The sequence below is a fragment of the Brevibacterium sp. genome, from assembly GCF_022712115.1.
GTDB lineage: Bacteria > Actinomycetota > Actinomycetes > Actinomycetales > Brevibacteriaceae > Brevibacterium > Brevibacterium salitolerans.
On sequence record NZ_JALAHB010000145.1, the window covers coordinates 14,335 to 31,359 of the forward strand.

17 protein-coding genes and 1 other RNA gene are annotated in these 17,025 nt (G+C 70.5%); 11 read left to right on the forward strand and 7 right to left on the reverse strand.

Annotated features, from left to right (window positions below; all coding sequences use genetic code 11):
• Window positions 1-7: 7 nt before the first annotated feature.
• The 7 genes from Q0A33_RS08365 to Q0A33_RS08395 all read right to left on the reverse strand — a co-directional run bounded on the left by Q0A33_RS08365 (window position 8) and on the right by Q0A33_RS08395 (window position 4,875).
• Complete coding sequence (locus Q0A33_RS08365; protein WP_291795072.1) at window positions 8-442, reverse strand: pilus assembly protein TadG-related protein; 435 nt, start codon at window positions 440-442, stop codon at window positions 8-10.
• Window positions 442-966 (reverse strand): hypothetical protein, encoded by a 525-nt coding sequence (locus tag Q0A33_RS08370; protein ID WP_291795074.1) that lies wholly within the window; start codon window positions 964-966, stop codon window positions 442-444. The genes Q0A33_RS08365 and Q0A33_RS08370 overlap by 1 nt, the downstream gene beginning before the upstream one ends.
• On the reverse strand, window positions 963-1,319 hold the full coding sequence (locus Q0A33_RS08375; protein WP_291795076.1) for a TadE/TadG family type IV pilus assembly protein: 357 nt from the start codon (window positions 1,317-1,319) through the stop codon (window positions 963-965). The genes Q0A33_RS08370 and Q0A33_RS08375 overlap by 4 nt, the downstream gene beginning before the upstream one ends.
• A gap of 44 nt (window positions 1,320-1,363) precedes the next feature.
• Window positions 1,364-1,615 carry a hypothetical protein gene (locus Q0A33_RS08380; protein ID WP_291795078.1) on the reverse strand — a complete coding sequence of 84 codons (252 nt, stop codon included), beginning with the start codon at window positions 1,613-1,615 and terminating at the stop codon, window positions 1,364-1,366.
• A gap of 103 nt (window positions 1,616-1,718) precedes the next feature.
• On the reverse strand, window positions 1,719-2,783 hold the full coding sequence (locus Q0A33_RS08385) for a type II secretion system F family protein (protein ID WP_291795080.1): 1,065 nt from the start codon (window positions 2,781-2,783) through the stop codon (window positions 1,719-1,721).
• Entirely contained in the window at window positions 2,780-3,652 is an 873-nt protein-coding gene (locus tag Q0A33_RS08390) for a type II secretion system F family protein (protein ID WP_291795082.1), read from the reverse strand. Before Q0A33_RS08390 ends, Q0A33_RS08385 begins: the two co-directional genes overlap by 4 nt.
• On the reverse strand, window positions 3,649-4,875 hold the full coding sequence (locus tag Q0A33_RS08395; protein ID WP_291795084.1) for an ATPase, T2SS/T4P/T4SS family: 1,227 nt from the start codon (window positions 4,873-4,875) through the stop codon (window positions 3,649-3,651). Before Q0A33_RS08395 ends, Q0A33_RS08390 begins: the two co-directional genes overlap by 4 nt.
• A 297-nt stretch (window positions 4,876-5,172) precedes the next feature.
• Here Q0A33_RS08395 and Q0A33_RS08400 point away from each other — a divergent pair, with 297 nt between their 5' ends.
• From Q0A33_RS08400 to adhP, 11 genes are all read left to right on the forward strand, one after another.
• The gene (locus Q0A33_RS08400) at window positions 5,173-6,120 is read left to right on the forward strand and encodes an amidohydrolase family protein (protein ID WP_291795085.1); all 948 of its coding nucleotides are present in this window, start codon (window positions 5,173-5,175) and stop codon (window positions 6,118-6,120) included.
• 85 nt (window positions 6,121-6,205) lie between these two features.
• Window positions 6,206-6,874: a carboxymuconolactone decarboxylase family protein gene (locus Q0A33_RS08405; RefSeq protein ID WP_291795086.1), complete on the forward strand. Its 669-nt coding sequence runs from the start codon at window positions 6,206-6,208 to the stop codon at window positions 6,872-6,874.
• Between the two features lie 173 nt (window positions 6,875-7,047).
• Window positions 7,048-8,172: a peptide chain release factor 2 gene (gene prfB / locus Q0A33_RS08410; RefSeq protein WP_291795087.1), complete on the forward strand. Its 1,125-nt coding sequence runs from the start codon at window positions 7,048-7,050 to the stop codon at window positions 8,170-8,172.
• 10 nt (window positions 8,173-8,182) lie between these two features.
• Window positions 8,183-8,878, forward strand: a complete 696-nt coding sequence (gene ftsE, locus Q0A33_RS08415) for a cell division ATP-binding protein FtsE (RefSeq protein ID WP_291795088.1) — start codon at window positions 8,183-8,185, stop codon at window positions 8,876-8,878.
• Window positions 8,875-9,789 carry a permease-like cell division protein FtsX gene (gene ftsX, locus Q0A33_RS08420; protein ID WP_291795089.1) on the forward strand — a complete coding sequence of 305 codons (915 nt, stop codon included), beginning with the start codon at window positions 8,875-8,877 and terminating at the stop codon, window positions 9,787-9,789. The genes ftsE and ftsX overlap by 4 nt, the downstream gene beginning before the upstream one ends.
• Window positions 9,790-9,852: 63 nt before the next feature.
• Window positions 9,853-11,070 carry a peptidoglycan DD-metalloendopeptidase family protein gene (locus Q0A33_RS08425; protein WP_291795090.1) on the forward strand — a complete coding sequence of 406 codons (1,218 nt, stop codon included), beginning with the start codon at window positions 9,853-9,855 and terminating at the stop codon, window positions 11,068-11,070.
• Window positions 11,071-11,116: 46 nt separating this feature from the next.
• A complete protein-coding gene (gene smpB, locus Q0A33_RS08430) occupies window positions 11,117-11,587 on the forward strand; it encodes an SsrA-binding protein SmpB (RefSeq protein WP_291795091.1) in 471 nt (156 codons plus the stop codon).
• Between the two features lie 205 nt (window positions 11,588-11,792).
• Window positions 11,793-12,168, forward strand: a transfer-messenger RNA (tmRNA) gene (ssrA, locus tag Q0A33_RS08435).
• Window positions 12,169-12,495: 327 nt separating this feature from the next.
• Entirely contained in the window at window positions 12,496-13,971 is a 1,476-nt protein-coding gene (locus tag Q0A33_RS08440) for a GAF domain-containing protein (protein ID WP_291795092.1), read from the forward strand.
• A gap of 231 nt (window positions 13,972-14,202) precedes the next feature.
• On the forward strand, window positions 14,203-15,726 hold the full coding sequence (locus Q0A33_RS08445) for an aldehyde dehydrogenase family protein (protein WP_291795093.1): 1,524 nt from the start codon (window positions 14,203-14,205) through the stop codon (window positions 15,724-15,726).
• Between the two features lie 140 nt (window positions 15,727-15,866).
• On the forward strand, window positions 15,867-16,886 hold the full coding sequence (gene adhP, locus Q0A33_RS08450) for an alcohol dehydrogenase AdhP (protein WP_291795094.1): 1,020 nt from the start codon (window positions 15,867-15,869) through the stop codon (window positions 16,884-16,886).
• Window positions 16,887-17,025 lie beyond the last annotated feature (139 nt).

Here is a 17,025-nt window from a genome sequence, read left to right on the forward strand (position 1 = left end):
CTCGCGGCTAGAGCCGCAGGCCCCCGCGCACCAGCGCGCGGGCCTCCAGAGTCGTGACGGAGTCCGCGAACGGGGAGAGGAGGGCAGGTGAATAGGCGACGGTGAGCGTCACCTCGGCGCTGCGACCGTCCGGGCTCGCGCCCTCGACCCGGAGGGGCCAGAGTCCCTCCGGCATACCCACAGCCTCGATGTACGCACGGGCGGCGGCGGTGACTCCGTCGTCGGTGAGGAGGATGGCGGGCTGCTCTCCCGGGACGGGGTCGAAGGACTCGGCTGCCGCGAGCGCTGCGGAGTCCGCGAGGGCGAACAGCTTCCGGTGCGCCAGCCACACGTCCGTGACCAGCGCGGCGAGCAGGATGAGCGCGAGCGCGATCGTGGCGAATCCGACGGCCAGCGGGGTGATCGACCCGTCGTCGGACGCGGCTCGCACCCGGCCGGCCATCAGCTCTCCTCCGGTGAGACGACATCGGTGTGCTCTGCTCGCACCGTGATCCCGGGGACGTGCGCACCGCCCCAGATCTGCGGCACGCCGGGAACGGGCACCCGCGCCTCCACCGCGGCCGTCACACGGGAACCGGCGCGTGCACAGTCGCCGCTGCAGCTCAGCTCCACGGTCCACCGGGCGCTCTCCAGACCGTGATCGGCGAAGTGGAGTTCGCCGAGGGCCTGGGCACGAGCAGCGGCTCCCTCGGGCTGACGCGCAGCCTGACGGGCGGCGTCGATCGCCGTCGACTGCGCAGCGTAGGCCCCGGCCTGCACCTGGGCGAGCGCGATGACGAGGTAGACGAGCGGCACCAGCAGCACCGTCGTCGCGAAGACGAACTCGATGGGCGCACTTCCGGCGTCGGTGCGCCTACGGGCCTCCGTGCTCCCACGGCGCGCTGCGGTCCCACGATGCGCTGCGGTCCCACGATGCGCTGCGCGCCCGCGATGTGCTGCGCTCCCACGGCGCGCTGCGCGGCTCACAGCTGTGGGTCCTCTGCCAGCGCGCGTCCCGTGAGCTCCCAGCCGCCCACGGGGCCCAGCAGCCCGAACACGGGCACCGGGATCCGAACCGTGACCGTGAGCATCCGTCCGCTCGGGCCCGAGCCCTCGGACACGGTGATGTCCCGCGCATAGGACTCGCTCACGGCCGCGCCGATGAGGTCCGCGGTGTGCGCGGCGCCGTCCTCGGGTGTGCGGTCTGCCGCGGCGGCGATGCGCGCGCCGGCGATGGCGGAGTCCACCACCGTGTTGCGCACATGCATTGCCAGCCCCAGCTGTAGCAGGGAGACGAAGACGAGGGAGAGCAGCGAGGAGACCAGGGTGAACTCCGCCACCGCTGATCCCTCATCGGACCGCCGCTGCGACTGCGGCATCTGTCTCAGCCCGCCTGCCGGACCTTGTTGATGCTGTCCGTGAACAGGGACGAGAAGGCCTCGCCGGCGAGCGCCCACAGGCCCACCACGAGGGCAGCCGTCATCACCGTGATCAGCACCCACCCGGGCACATCGCCGCGGTCCGGCCGGGTCAGCCGGCGGCCTCGGGCGCGGTGCTGGGTGCGGCGCCCGGACCGGGCCGGGGCGGTCAGTGCGAGCATGAGGGCGAACAGGGCGAGGCGGATGCGGGTGAGCACGGGAGGCTCCTCTCTCAGGGACGGATCTCTCGGGGCGGGCGATTCTCTCGGGGATGCGGGGACGGATCGGGACAGAGGCCGAGGAGGCTGGAGAGCGCGGGTGCTAGGGGCCGAGGTCGAGCACGGCGAGCGTCGGATAGACGGCGAACAGCACGGTGACGGGGAGCACGCAGATCACGACGGGGACCAGCATGCCCACCTCCTTCCGGCCGCTCAGTTCCATGAGGGTGCGACGGCCGTGCTCGCGCACCTCGGACGCCTGCGCCCGGAGCACCTCTGCCAGCGGCGTGCCGCGGCTGGTCGCCACCGCGATCCCGTCGACGAAGCGGAGGATCGAGGGATTCTGCGTGCGCTGGCCCAAGGCGTCGAGCGCCTCGACGAGCGGCGTGCCCGTGCGGACCTCGGCGAGCGCGCGGCCCAGCTCGCCGGAGAGCTCCCCGCTCGTGGATCGGCAGACCCTCTCGAGTGCGTCCACCGTGCCCTCACCGGCGGTCATGGACAGGGCGAGGAGCTCCGCGACGGTGGGGAACTCGGTCATGATCCGGCGCTCCCTGGCACGGACCTGCCGGGAGAGCCGCCAGTCGTTGAGCACGTGCCCCAGCACACCGCCCACCAGCACCAGCGCGGTGAGGACGAGCGGATTGGCACCGCGCACGAGGACGGAGGCCACGCCCAGCAGAGCTCCGCCGCTGAGGCCCGCGAGGATGGAGAGCAGCTGCCGGGTGCGGAACCGCTCCACGCTCATCTCCGCCCCCAGCAGGTCCAGGCGCTTGGCCAGTGAGGCATCCGTCGTCATGCGGGAGGAGAGCCAGCGACCGGCCCGTTCCGCGAGGTCGGCGCTCACTCCGCGCACACCGGTCCGTGGCCCGGCGGGCACGCCGTAGAGACGGGCCACGCGCGGCTGGTCCCGCAGGTAGGGCCCCACCCTGTCTGCGAGCGTGGGTCTGCGCATCGCGGGGAGGGCGGCGAAGGCGAATGCGCACGAGGCGCCCAGCGCCAGCCCGACGATCACGGCGACCGCGGGATTGAAGGGGTCGACGTGCGCCCAGATCCCGGTCACGGCCTCGGCGCCCACAGGCTCCGCTCCTGACGGAGCCGTTCCGGAGGGGACGGCGGGCGAGGAACCTGTGCCCGGCCCGCCCACGAGCGACATGCCCGGCCCGCTCATCGCAGCACCCGCGGCTCCGCCGGCAGTCTGCCGATGCGCTTCATGAGGCGGTAGGCGGCGAGCGAGACGACCATCCCGGCGAGGAGCAGCAGCATGCCGCCGGGAGTGCTGTACGCGGCCGCCGCCTCGCTGCGGGTGGCCAGCAGTGCGAGCACCACCCAGGGAGCTCCCACCGCCAGGCGCGCTCCGGTGACGGTCCAGCTCTGCCGCGCCTTGAGCTCCGAGCGGGTGCGCGCGTCCTCGCGCAGGAAGTGGGAGAGCGTCCGCAGCAGGGTGCCCAGCTCGGTGCCGCCCACATCTCGGGTGACGGCCAGCGCGGCGACGATGCGATCGGCGACGGGATCGGCGCTCGCGGTCTTGAAGGCCTCCAGTGCCATCCGGAACGAGCCGGTCGTGCGGTACTCCTCCTCGAAGATGGCGAAGAGCGGGCGCAGACCCTCCGGGCCGCGATGCGCGAGTCCGGCCAGGGCCTCGGGCAGGGACATCCCGGCGCGCACCCCGGAGCCGAGGTGGTCGACGGCGTCCGGCCAGAGCACCCTCCGCTCCACCTCGCGGCCGCGGGCACGGTGGCGGACCAGCGCCGGCGGTGCGGCGGCGGCGAAGGCCGCGAAGCACGCGGAGACGGGCACGGAGGCCGTGAGCGCGAAGCCGAGAAGCCAGACGAGGAGCGCTCCCAGCGAGCTCACCGCGGCGAGCTGACCGGGGGAGACACGGGGGAAGCCCGCGGCCACGAGATCGTCCTCGAGCTCCGCGAGGAACCGGAGGCGGTGCGCGGACCGCGGCGGGGACTCCCAGCACGCGGACCAGAGGCAGAGCAGCCCTGCGGCCAGGCCCACTCCGCACAGGGCGGCGGCGAGCGTGCTCGTCATGCCGCCTCCAGGAGAGCCGTGAGATCCCTGCCGACCGCCGCGATGCGCTCGCCCAGGTGGCTGAACCCGCTGCCGCGCCGCAGCACGCCGTCGGGACCCGCGCGGAAGATCGTCTCCATCTCCACCACGCCGCCCTCGATCCCGCCGGGCACCGCCGCGATCTCCGTGACCCTCCGCGCCCCGCCGCGCAGCAGCGAGAGATGCACGACGAGGTCGAGGCAGCCGGCGACGGTGGGAGTGACGAAGGAGTCGGAGATGTTGGGGCCGGCGAGCAGCGGCAGCGTGCACATCTTCGTGACCGCGCTGCGGGCGGAGTTCGCGTGCACGGAGCCCATGGCGGGCAGGCCGGCGTTCATCGCGATGAGCATGTCGAGGCTCTCGGCCTCGCGGACCTCGCCCACCACGATGCGGTCGGGCCGCATCCGCAGGGCCTCCTTCACCAGGGTGCGGAGCCGGACCTCGCCGGTGCCCTCCAGGCTGGGCTGACGGCACTGGAGGGCCACCCAGTCGCGGGCGGGCACCGCGAGTTCGAACACCTCCTCGCACGTGATGACGCGCTCGCGTGCGGGAACCGCGCCGCAGAGGGCGTTGAGCATGGTGGTCTTGCCCGCCTGGGTCTGACCGCTCACCAGCAGATTGGCTCCCGCCGCGACGGCCGCGTCGAGGAAGTCGGCCGCCTGCCGGTGCAGCGAACCGGCCTCCACGAGGGAGGACAGGCTGCGGGCCCGCGTCACGAACTTGCGGATGTTGACGGCCGGGTGGCGCCGGGTGATGTCCGGCAGCACGATGTGGAGCCGCGAGCCGTCCGGCAGCGCCGCGTCCACGAACGGGGAGGAGAGGTCGACGCGCCGGTTGGTGGTGCGGAGGAGGCGCTCGATGAGCTCTGCGACCTCCGCCTCCGTGAGCACTGTGGGCGTGAGTTCGGAGACGCCGCCTCTGCTCACGAAGACCGCCTGCGGGCCGTTCAGCCAGATCTCCTCGACCGTGGGATCGTCGATGTACCGCTGGATGGCGCCGGATCCGCTCAGCGCGTCGAGGACGTCCTGCCGCACCGCATCAGGATCCGTGAGCACGGGGAGGCTGCCGGAGAGGGTGCGCTCGTCGTAGGCGCGGATGACCTCGTCGACCAGGTCTGCCGTGGGGTGCGGTTCCGTGCGGGGGTCGATGCCCCGTGCCCGGACCAGCTCACGCACCTCACCTGCGATGATCTCCGCCGCTTCCACCCGTGAACTCCCTCGTCCGGCCGGCCGGGGCTCCGTCGACCGGCGGCGGTCCTACCAACTTAGGATGGTGCGAGTTGGGTCTCAAAACGCATATAAGCGGCTGGGGACCACTCTGCTTGTGACCTCGAGTGGAGGACTGCGGTTCCGGCTGAGCCCAGGCGCAGGTCGGCCTGGCCGGGGACGCGGTTCCGCCTGAGCCGGGGCGCAGGTCCGCTCCGCTCGTGCATCAGCGCGCACGGAACCCCGGGGCCGAGGCCCGGTGCGCCCGTGTCCGTGCCCTCGCCTATCGTGGAGTCCATGTCAGCGCAGACTCCCTCCAGCAGCGTCGTCGCGGGTGAGAACGCCATCCCTGCGGACGAACCCGCCCGCCTCAGAGCCCTCGCCGCGGACCTGGGCATTCCCGGATTCGTCGACGTGCACACGCACTTCATGCCGGCGAACGTCCTCACCAAGGTGTGGCAGTACTTCGACCGTGCGCAGGAGCGCGGGCTGCGGCCCTGGCCCATCACGTATCGCTTCGACGAGGCCGAACGCCTCCGCCGTCTCCGTGAGCTGGGGGTCCTCCGCTTCACCGCCATGCTCTATCCGCACCGGGCGGACATGGCGGAGTGGCTCAACGGGTGGGCGGCGGAGTTCGCCGCGCGGACGCCGGACTGCGCGCACACCGGCACCTTCTTCCCGGAGCCGGACGCCGGGGAGTACGTGGGGCGGGCGCTCGCCGGCGGTGCGGAGGTGTTCAAGGCCCATGTGCAGGTGGGCGGCTACGACCCGGCGGACCGCCTGCTGGATCCCGTGTGGGCGCAGCTGGAGGAGGCGGGCACGCCGGTGGTGATCCACTGCGGTTCGGGCCCCGTGGCCGGCGCTCACACGGGAGTGGGGCCCGTCGCCGAGGTGCTGGCCCGGTTCCCGCGGCTCCGGCTGGTGATCGCCCATTCCGGGCTGCCGGAGTACGCGCAGTTCCTGCGGCTCGCGGAGGAGTACGAGGGGCTCAGCCTCGACACCTGCATGACCTTCACGGACTTCACGGAGGCGACCGCTCCGTTCCCCGCGGAGCTGCTGCCGCGCTTCGCGGAGCTCGCACTTGCCGGGAAGGTGGTCCTCGGCAGCGACTACCCCAACATCCCCTATCCCTACGTCCACCAGATCGAGGCGATCCGCGCCCTGGACCTCGGCGACGACGTCGACCGGGCGATCCTCTGGGGCAACGGCGCACGCATGCTGGGCGTGGAGGAGGCCGCCTGTTAGCGTGCCGGACAGGACTCTGCCCGCGGAGTCCGCTGGCACCCGTGCCGCGCAGGCATCCCGCCGGCGCATCCATGAAGGAGGAGCGATGACGCACTACCACGAGCCCGGTGACTTCGACTACGCCAAGACCCTCGCGCAGGCCGCGCCCAGTCAGGCCAAGGCATTCGGAGCGTTCGACCAGAAGGTCTTCGATCCCGCCGACGAGGTGCTGGACGTCCGCACGCGCGAACTCATCGCGATCGGGGTCGCCGCGACCACCCAGTGCCCCTACTGCCTCGACGTGCACGTGGGCAACGCCAAGAAGGCGGGCGCGAGCCGTGAGGAGGTGGCCCGTGCCGTCTTCGTGGCCTCCGGCCTCCGCGCCGGCGGCGCCTACACGCACGGCTTCCTCGCGTTCAAGGCCTATGAGCAGGGCGCGGAGCTCGAGCACTTCCACGAGCCCGGCGACCGCGCGCACCTCAGGGATCTCCGGAAGGCCTCGGGCGGGGCGGTCGAGGCGTTCGCCGCCTACGACGCGGCCGTCTTCGACCCCGAGGACGAGGTCCTGTCGGTGCTCACGCGCGAACTCATCGCGATCGCGGTGGCCGCGACCACCCAGTGCCCCTACTGCCTCGCCGGCCACGTGGGCAAGGCGAAGGCGGCCGGTGCCACGGAGGAGCACATCGCCCGTGCCGTGATGGTCGCGGCCGCCCTGCGCGCCGGCGGGGCCTACACCCACGGTCTGCTGGCGATGAAGCTCTACGACGAGAAGTGAGGGCAGGGGTGCCGGGTCGCTCACCGGTCCAGCACCCCTCGGCACGGGCGGTGTGCCGGAGCGTCACCGCCCGTGCACGCCGTCCTCGGCGCCTGTGAGTTGGGTGCGGGGACGACGGCGGCGTGCGTCGCTGTCGTCCCCGCACGACCCCGTCGCGTATCCTGGATCGCACTATGGCCATTGACTTCTCCGCAGAGATCGCATCCCTCCAGCAGACCTTCCGCTCGATCAGGGACGTCTCTGATATCGACGTCCTCCGCAGCGAGGTCGACGAACTGACGGAGGCGGCCGCCGCTCCAGACCTCTGGGACGACCCGGAGGCCGCCCAGCAGGTCACCTCCCGCCTCAGCCACCGGCAGTCGATGCTCGAGAAGCTCGACCGCTTCGACCAGCGCATCGAGGACGTGGAGCTCCTCGTCTCCATGGGCGAGGACGAGGGCGATGCGGACGCGATCGCCGAGGCCCAGGCGGAGATCGAGAAGCTCAAGGGTGAGCTGAGCGAGCTGGAGATCTCCACGCTGCTCTCCGGCGAATGGGACGAGCGCGCCGCGGTCATCACCATCCGCGCAGGTGCCGGCGGGGACGACGCCTCGGACTTCGCGCAGATGCTCACCCGCATGTACATCCGCTGGGCGGAGAACAACGAGTACTCCGTCCAGGAGCTCGACACCTCCTATGCGGAGGGTGCGGGCGTGAAGTCCGCGACGATCCAGGTCAACGCCCCCTATGCCTTCGGCACGCTGTCGGTCGAGGCCGGCACCCACCGTCTGGTGCGCATCAGCCCGTTCGACAACCAGGGCAGGCGGCAGACGAGCTTCGCGGCGGTGGAGGTCGTCCCGCTCATCGAGTCGACGGACCACGTGGACATCGACGAGAACGACCTCAAGATCGACGTCTACCGCTCCTCGGGCCCCGGCGGCCAGTCGGTCAACACGACGGACTCCGCCGTCCGCATCACCCACATCCCCACGGGCACGGTGGTGAGCATGCAGAATGAGAAGTCGCAGATCCAGAACCGGGCGGCGGCCATGCGCGTGCTGCAGTCCCGCCTGCTGGTCCTCAAGCGCGAGGAGGAGGCGGCGCAGAAGAAGGAGCTCGCCGGCGACATCAAGGCGAGCTGGGGCGATCAGATGCGCTCCTACGTCACCCATCCGTACCAGATGGTCAAGGACCTGCGGACCGGCTACGAGGTCAACAACCCGCAGGCGGTGTTCGACGGCAACATCGACGGATTCCTCGAGGCCGGCATCCGCTGGCGGAAGGAACAGGACAAGGCCGCAGCCGAGGCCGAGGTCTGATCCGCGCGTCGTGATCACGTTCGAGCACGTCACCAAGTCGTACGACCACCGTGGAGCCCCCGCGCTCGAGGACCTCTCGTTCTCCGCGGAGGCCGGTGAGTTCGTCTTCCTGGTCGGGGCCTCGGGCTCCGGGAAGTCGACGGTCATCCGCCTCGTGCTGCGGGAGGAGGTGCCTACCCGCGGGCGCATCACCGTCGCGGGCACGCGCACGGCCCGGATGCCGGCGTGGAAGGTGCCGTTCCTGCGGCGGGGGATCGGGACCGTGTTCCAGGACTTCAGGCTCCTGCCCAACAAGAACGTGTTCGACAACGTGGCCTTCGCGCTCCACGTGATCGGCAAATCGCGCGCGGCGATCTCCACCCTCGTCCCGGACGTGCTGGAGACCGTGGGCCTGGAGGGCAAGCAGAGGCGGTTCCCGCACGAGCTCTCCGGCGGCGAGCAGCAGCGCGTCGCGATCGCGCGGGCCGTCGTCAACAAGCCGGGGATCCTGCTCGCGGACGAGCCCACCGGCAACCTCGATCCGGCCACCAGCCGGGACATCATGGACGTCCTCACGCGCATCAACAGCTTCGGCACCACCGTGCTCATGGCGACCCACGACGCCTCCATCGTCAACCGGATGCACAAGCGGGTCATCGAGCTCGAGAGCGGGGCGATGGTCCGTGACGAGGTGGGCGGCTACCTGCAGGAAGGAGCCCGGCGGTGAAGTTCTCCTTCCTCATGTCCGAGGTCCTCTCCGGCCTCAGACGCAATCTCTCCCTCATCATCTCCGTGGTCCTCGTGACGTTCGTGTCGCTGCTCTTCGTGGGCGCGGCCGCGCTGCTGCAGATGCAGATCGGCGGGATGAAGGACTACTGGTACGACAAGGTCCAGGTCGCGGTGTTCCTGTGTCCGGAGGACTCCGAGGCCCCCACCTGCACGGACGGGGAGGCCACGGACGAACAGAAGGCGGAGATCGAGGCCGCCCTGCACTCCTCGGACCTTGCGGACTACGTCGAGGAGGTGCATTTCGAGGACCGCGCCACGGCCTATCGGCTCTTCCAGGAGCAGTTCGCGGGCACCAGCCTGGAGGGCACCGTGCCGGAGGACCAGATGCAGGAGTCCTACCGGGTGGGGCTCGTGGACGCGGAGCAGTACGGGATCATCCAGGAGTACTTCTCCGCCACCCCCGGCGTCGAGGAGGTGGTCGACCAGAACCGGCTGCTCGACCAGATCTTCCGCATCCTCAACATCGCCACGGCCGCGGCCGTGGGGATCGCCGTCATCATGCTCGTCTGCGCCGTCGTCCTCATCGCCACCACGATCCGTCTGTCCGCCTTCACACGCCGGCGGGAGACCGGCATCATGCGCCTGGTGGGTGCGTCCAACCTCTTCATCCAGCTGCCCTTCGTCCTCGAGGGGGTGCTCGCCGCAGCGGTGGGGGCGGTGCTCTCCGGCGGGGTGCTGGGGCTCGCCGTGCACTTCGGCGTGTCCGGGTGGCTGCAGGCACGCGTGCCCAGCATCAGCCTCATCGGGGTGGGCGACGTCCTCCTCGTGACACCGCTGCTCGTCCTCGTGGGCGTCGTGATGGCCGGAGTCTCCTCCGCCCTCACCCTGCGCCGCTACATGAAGGTGTGATCGCCGACCATGACCACTTCGCCCAGATCCCGGCCCCGGACCACGGGGAGTCCCCGACGTCGCATGCGCGTCCTGTTCTCCGCCGCGTGCGTCGCCGCGCTGCTCGCCCCGACGGCCGCGCAGGCCTCGCCCGCGGAGGAGAAGTCCGCCGTGGACCAGCGCGTGGAGGAGCTCCAGGCGGAGCACGAGGGGCTCAGCGAGGAGCTCGCCCGTGTGGTCGCGGAGCTCGAGGAGGCGGAGGAGCAGCTGCCGGACGCCGAGGCCGCCTGGGAGGAGGCCGCGGACGAACTCGAGGAGGCCCAGCGGAAGGACGACGAGCTCGCGGCGCGCCTGACCTCGGCGGAGAATGCGCAGGACGACATCCGCGAGGAGATCTCCTCCGGTGAGGACCGCATCGAGGAGTCCGAGCGCGCAGTGGTGCAGGTGGGGCGCAGCGCCTACCGCAACTCCGGCGTGACGAGCGATCTCGCGATGCTGGTGGAGATGACGCAGAGCGAGAACGGGATCGACGGGCTCGCCCGGGTGGACTCCGCCGTGCGCGGGCAGCGCCGCACGCTCACGCAGCTGGGTGAGCAGCGTTCGGCCAATCTCAACAACCAGGACCGTCTGGACGCGGCGGCCGACGAGGTGTCGGAGCTGCGGGACGAAGCTGCCGAAGTGCTGCTGGAGAAGGAGACCGCGGAATCCGCCGCGAGGGACGCCAAGGACGAGCTCGACGGTCTCATCGAGCGCAAGGACTCCGCCGCGAAGACGATCGAGGACAACAGGAGCTCTGCGGAGGACGAGCTGCGCCGCCAGAAGGAGGAGCAGGACCGGCTCGCGGAGGAGGTCCGGAAGTGGGAGGAGGACGCCGAGCGCGACGGTGTGCCGCTGCCCGGCGACGGCGAGCTGCGCAACCCCGCCCCCGGCTACCCCATCACCTCGCCGTTCGGCTGGCGCACCCATCCCATCTCCGGCACCCGCAAGCTGCACACGGGCACGGACTTCGGGGTGCCGTGCGGCAACGAGGTCTACGCCGCCGGGGACGGCGTCGTCGTCTCCGCCGGGACGGCGGGCGGCTACGGCAACCGTGTGGTGGTCTCGCACGGGAAGATCAAGGGACAGTCGATCTCCTCGACCTACAACCACAACACCCGCCTCCTGGTGAGCCCGGGCGACACGGTCGGGCAGGGGGACCCCGTCGCTCTCGCAGGGACCACCGGGTCGTCCACGGGCTGCCACCTCCACTTCGAGGTGATGCAGAACGGCACCTACGTGGACCCCATGGACTGGATCTCCTGAGGACGCGCTAGACTGGGGCGTTCGTCATACCCGGAGAGGAGGAGCCGTGCCCAAGGACACCGCACGCACGTCGATCGCGCGCAATCGGAAGGCTCTGCACGAGTACCACATCGAGGACACCTTCGAAGCGGGTCTCGTCCTCACCGGCACCGAGGTGAAGTCGCTGCGCGAGGGCCGCGCGAACCTCACCGACGGGTTCGGGCTGATCTTCCAGGGCGAGGCCTGGCTGGAGGGCGTCTTCATCCCCGAGTACCTCCAGGGGACGTGGACCAACCACGCGGCCCGGAGGCGGCGGAAGCTGCTCCTCCACAAGGAGGAGATCCTCAAGATCTCCCACAAGCTCAAGGAGTCGGGCAGGACCCTCATCCCGCTGGAGCTCTACTTCGACGGGTCCCGGGTCAAGGTCGAGATGGCGCTGGCCCGCGGCAAGAAGGACTGGGACAAGCGGCAGGCGCTGCGGGAGAAGCAGGACAAGCGCGAGGCCGAACGCGCCATGAAGTCCAAGCAGTACCTCTGAGTCCGGTTCTGCGGGCCGGGGCAGCTGCCTCTCAGCAGCCTGCACGGTTGCGCGAGGCGGCTGCCTCCGCAGGGGAATAGGACTGGCGGTCTGCGCGTTGTGAGGTGTACAGTGATGCTCTCCGCGCGGGATCGCTCCGGCGCGGAGGGTGCAGAGCCTTCGTCTCCGTCCTCGCGGACGAGCGGCGGCCATGGCAACTGAATAGGGGGATGATCGGTTTCGACGCCGGCTGTTGAGCTGGGTGAAGCGAGCCGAGAATGCAGAGTCATCTCGTAAACGTCCTCTGCAAACCAATAGGTGCTGAATCCAAGACTCGCACCGATTTCGCCCTCGCTGCCTGACAGCGAGCTGAGCGGATCCGTCAGCCCGGGGTAGCTTCCGCTCCGGTTCCTGGCGTCAGCTAGGAAGCCACTGCTGCTGGCACATGTCGAGGGTGCCAGTGGGACTTTCACTCGACTCCGTCCGTTGGTCCACGTGTTCGTGCGGTGACCAGGACCTAAGAAGCCCTTTCACGAACTGCGCTCGGAGAAGCCCCGGCGATGAGTCGACGGACGCGGGTTCGATTCCCGCCATCTCCACGATCCCCTGGGAGAGGCCCCGGGATCCACTCGCACGAGTGGGTCCCGGGGCCTCTCCTTGTGTGCCCACTCTCTGCCCCCTGCTCAGGGACCTGTCGCAGGACGCCCGCTTCTCGTCCTGGACACCCGCCATTACGTGGGTGTCCAGGACGAGAAGCGGGCGTCTTCTTCGATGGTGGAAGACGCGGTCCCGGACGGAGCCCCCAGGATGCCCTTTCCCGCGCCGTAGGGTAACGTGCGTCACAGCGGGAGTCCTCGCACTGCGCAGAGTCCCTCCCGCCTGACGTCATCGCCGGCGAGGGCGCCGGCAGGCCCCGGGGAGTGACAGCGATGGTGGGAGATCCGGTCGCGGACGGCGCGGTGCTTAGCCGTCGCTATCAGACCGGAGTGCGTCGTGCCAAGGAGCAGCTGATCGACGACGCGACCGTCAGCGGTGTGAGGAGCACCGTCGCACTCTCCTGGAGCCGCTCCCGGACCGCCCTGACCGCTTCGCCGGGGGACGGTGCGCCCGCAGTCCTGGACGACACCCAGATCCGTGAGCTGCTCGCGGACCCGCAGTTCTCCTCGGTCGCGGAGATCATCCGCGCCACCCTCGTCGAACAGCTGCGGGACACCGGTCTGCTCGTGGCGCTCGCGGATCCGCAGGGGCGGCTCATCCTCGTGGAGGGCGACCCGCACGCCCGCAGGAAGGCGGAGACCATGGGGTTCGCCCCGGGCGGCGACTGGTCGGAGCAGGCGATGGGCACCTCGGCCCCGGGCATGGTCGTCGCCACGCGACGTGCGGCGCAGGTGGCCGGAGCGGAGCACCTCCACCCCGCCGTGGAGCGGTGGAGCTGTTCCGCGGTGCCCCTCACCGACCCCCTCACCGACGAGCTGCTCGGCGTGCTCGACCTCACCGGCGGTCCCCAGGCCGTCTCCTCGCTGGCCCTGCCGCTGCTGAGCTCGGCCGCCGCGGGCATCCGCTCCGCCCTCGCCATGCGTGCGGCCGGACCACCGGCCTCCATCGGTTCCTCCCCGCTGCTGGCGGCACTGAGCGCGCCGCTGGCCTCCCCGACGTCTCTTCCGCCCGCCTCCCCAGGAGCCCGGGCGCAGCCGGGAACGGCAGCCCCCGGCGAGGAGGGCGCGGCCGAGGCAGGGCCCGCACGCACGTCCGAGGCGGCGGAGAGCCCCTCCGGTGCGCGTGCACCGGTGCTGCAGGTGACCGGGCCGGGAGCCCGGGCGCTCTCCGGGCGGGACGGTCACAGCGTCCCCCTGGGGCTGCGTCACGCGGAGATCCTCACTCTGCTGTGCTGGCACGAAGGCGGGCTCGGCGCCCCGCAGCTGGGCGAGATGCTCTGCCCCGAGGGTCTCGAACCCGCGTCCGTGCGCGTGGAGATGCACAGGCTCCGCCGAGCCGTCCAGAAGGCCGCCGAGGCGGATCCGGGCCTGGACCTCGTGCTCGGCTCGCGGCCCTATCGGCTGGTCTGGGGAGCATCGGGCTCCGGCGTCCTCACGGATGCGCGCGCGGCCCGCAGGGCGCTGAGCGCGGGCGACGTCGCAACCGCCGTGCGCATGTGCGCCGGGCAGCTGCTGCCGGAGTCCACTGCGCCGGAGATCGAGCGCATCCGCGGCCTGCTCGCCGCGGAGCTGCGGGAGACGGTGGCCGACAGCGCGGACGCCGAGGTGCTGTGGGAGTACCTCCGGCGTCCGGATGCCGAGTACGACCGCGAGCTCTGGATGCTCGCCATCCGCCTCCTCCCGGCAGGCGACCGGCGGCGGGCCTATGCCGTCGCGCAGGTGGAGAGGATCGACGCCGAACTCGGGTGACGGAGCGGCGGGTGTCCCGGGGCTGTCGCACCGTCCGTGCGCAGCCGTCGCAACGGTCATGCAACCTCACAGCCCCTACGGTGGTCCCACGAGCCGATGGTGATCACCATCGCTTCCTCGAGTCGCAGCAGGCGGCGACAGGGTCCGGGGTGGGGCGGATACAGGAAGCACCGCACCACCTCGGACGATCCCCACAGATGCACGAAGTGGTGCAGAAGGAGGCACGCGAGCATGACCGCGTACGCACACCCCGGAACGCCGGGCGCCCTCGTCGAGTACAAGCCCCGGTACGAGAACTGGATCGGCGGCGAATGGGTTCCGCCCGTCGACGGGAGGTACTTCGAGAACATCACTCCGGTGACCGGAAAGGTCTTCACGGAGATCCCGCAGTCCAATGCCGCGGACATCGAGCTGGCCCTCGACGCCGCCCACAGAGCCGCCCCCACGTGGAACAAGACGTCACCTGCCGAACGCGCGGCGCTCCTCAACAGGATCGCGGACGTCATGGAGGCCAATCTGGAGAAGCTCGCCGTCGCGGAGACCTGGGACAACGGCAAGGCCGTGCGCGAACCCCTCGCGGCGGACATCCCACTGGCGATCGACCACTTCCGCTACTTCGCGAGTGCCATCCGGACGCAGGAGGGCCGGCTCTCCCAGATCGACGAGGACACCGTCGCCTATCACTTCCACGAACCGCTGGGCGTGGTGGGCCAGATCATCCCATGGAACTTCCCCATCCTCATGGCGACGTGGAAGCTCGCGCCGGCGCTGGCCGCAGGCAACTGCGTCGTCCTCAAGCCGGCGGAGCAGACGCCGGCCTCCATCCTCTACCTCATGGAGCTGCTGGCGGACATCATCCCGCCGGGCGTCGTCAACATCGTCAACGGCTTCGGTGCGGAGGCGGGCAAGCCGCTCGCGTCCAACAAGCGGATCGCGAAGATCGCGTTCACCGGTGAGACCACCACGGGGCGGCTCATCATGCAGTACGCCTCGCAGAACATCATCCCCGTCACCCTGGAGCTGGGCGGCAAGAGCCCCAACATCTTCTTCGAGGACGTCGCCGCGGAGAAGGACGCCTTCTACGACAAGGCGCTCGAGGGCTACGCGATGTTCAGCCTCAACCAGGGAGAGGTCTGCACCTGCCCCTCCCGCGCACTCATCCAGCGCAGCATCTACGACTCGTTCCTCGGCGACGCACTCGGCCGGGTCGAGGCCACCGTCCAGGGCGATCCGCTCGATCCGGCCACCCAGATCGGTGCACAGGCCTCGAACGACCAGTACGAGAAGATCCTGTCCTACATCGACATCGGCAAGCAGGAGGGGGCGAAGATCCTCACCGGCGGCGAGCCGAACGAGCTGGGCGGGGACCTGGCCGGCGGTTACTACATCAAGCCGACGGTGTTCGAAGGCAGCAACTCGATGCGGCTGTTCCAGGAGGAGATCTTCGGCCCCGTCGTCGCGACGACCTCGTTCGCGGACTACGACGAGGCCATGTCGATCGCCAACGACACGCTCTACGGCCTCGGCTCCGGGGTGTGGACGCGCAACGGGAACACCGCGTTCCGCGCCGGCCGCACCATCCAGGCCGGACGCGTCTGGGTGAACAACTACCACGCCTATCCCGCGCACGCGGCTTTCGGCGGCTACAAGTCCTCGGGCATCGGCCGAGAGAACCACCTGATGATGCTCGACCACTATCAGCAGACCAAGAACCTGCTGGTGAGCTACTCGGACAACGCGCAGGGCTTCTTCTGAGCCCTCCGCGTCGGAGCTGAGCGACGTCCGCAGGGCGGGCCTCGGCACCGGGAAGACAGACCGAGAGGTCGGTGCGCCCGTCTGACCCCGGAGCATCACCGACCCCTCGCAACCACGCAGTACGAGCAGAGGAGACGGACATGACAACCATGAAGGCAGCAGTCGTCAACGAGTTCGGCCACGAGGTCCAGGTCACAGATTATCAGAAGCCGGAACCCGGCCGCGGGCAGGTGCTCGTCCGGCTGATCTCCACCGGCGTCTGCCACACCGACCTCCACGCACTGGAGGGGGACTGGCCGGTGAAGCCCAGCCCGCCCTTCGTGCCCGGTCACGAGGGCGTGGGCGTCGTCGAGGCCGTGGGCGAGGGCGTCAGCGGCATCGCCGTGGGCGACACGGTCGGCAACGCCTGGCTGTGGAGTTCCTGCGGCGAGTGCGAGTACTGCCGCACGGGCTGGGAGACCCTCTGCGAGCAGCAGCAGAACGGCGGGTACTCGGTGGACGGCTCGTTCGGCGAGTACATGCTGGTCGACGCCCGCCACGCCGCGCACATCCCGGAAGGGGCCGATCCCTACGAGATCGCGCCGGTGCTCTGCGCAGGGGTCACGGTGTACAAGGGCCTCAAGCAGACGGAGGTGCGGCCGGGGCAGTGGGTCGTCATCTCCGGGATCGGCGGCCTGGGGCACATCGCGGTGCAGTACGCCGTGGCGATGGGCATGCGCGTGGCGGCGGTGGACATCGCGGACGACAAGCTGGCGCTCGCGAAGAAGCACGGAGCCGAGGTCCTGGTCAACGGCATGAGCGGTGATCCCGCAGCGGAGATCCAGGAGAAGACCGGCGGTGCGCACGGCGTGCTGGTCACCGCGGTCCACCCGGCAGCCTTCGGACAGGCGATCGGGATGACGCGGCGCGGCGGCACCATCGTCTTCAACGGGCTGCCTCCGGGCGAGTTCCCGGCACCCATCTTCGACATCGTGCTCAAGGGCCTGACGATCCGCGGCGCGATCGTCGGCACGCGGCAGGACATGGTCGAGGCGCTGGACTTCTACGCCCGCGGACTCATCCACCCCACCTATCACCGGCGTCCGCTGGAGGACATGAACGCCGTTCTCGATGAGATGCGCCACGGCAAGATCGACGGCCGCGTGGTCATCGAGTTCTGACCCCCTCAAGCCGCGGGCGGGTTCCGGTGAAACGTCTGCCGCCGGGATCCGCCCGCACACCACCCGTCCGGCAGGCCGGCGCGGCGAGGCTGTGCGCCGCCGCGCCGCCGTCCCGGACAGCACTGAGCCCGGCGAGACC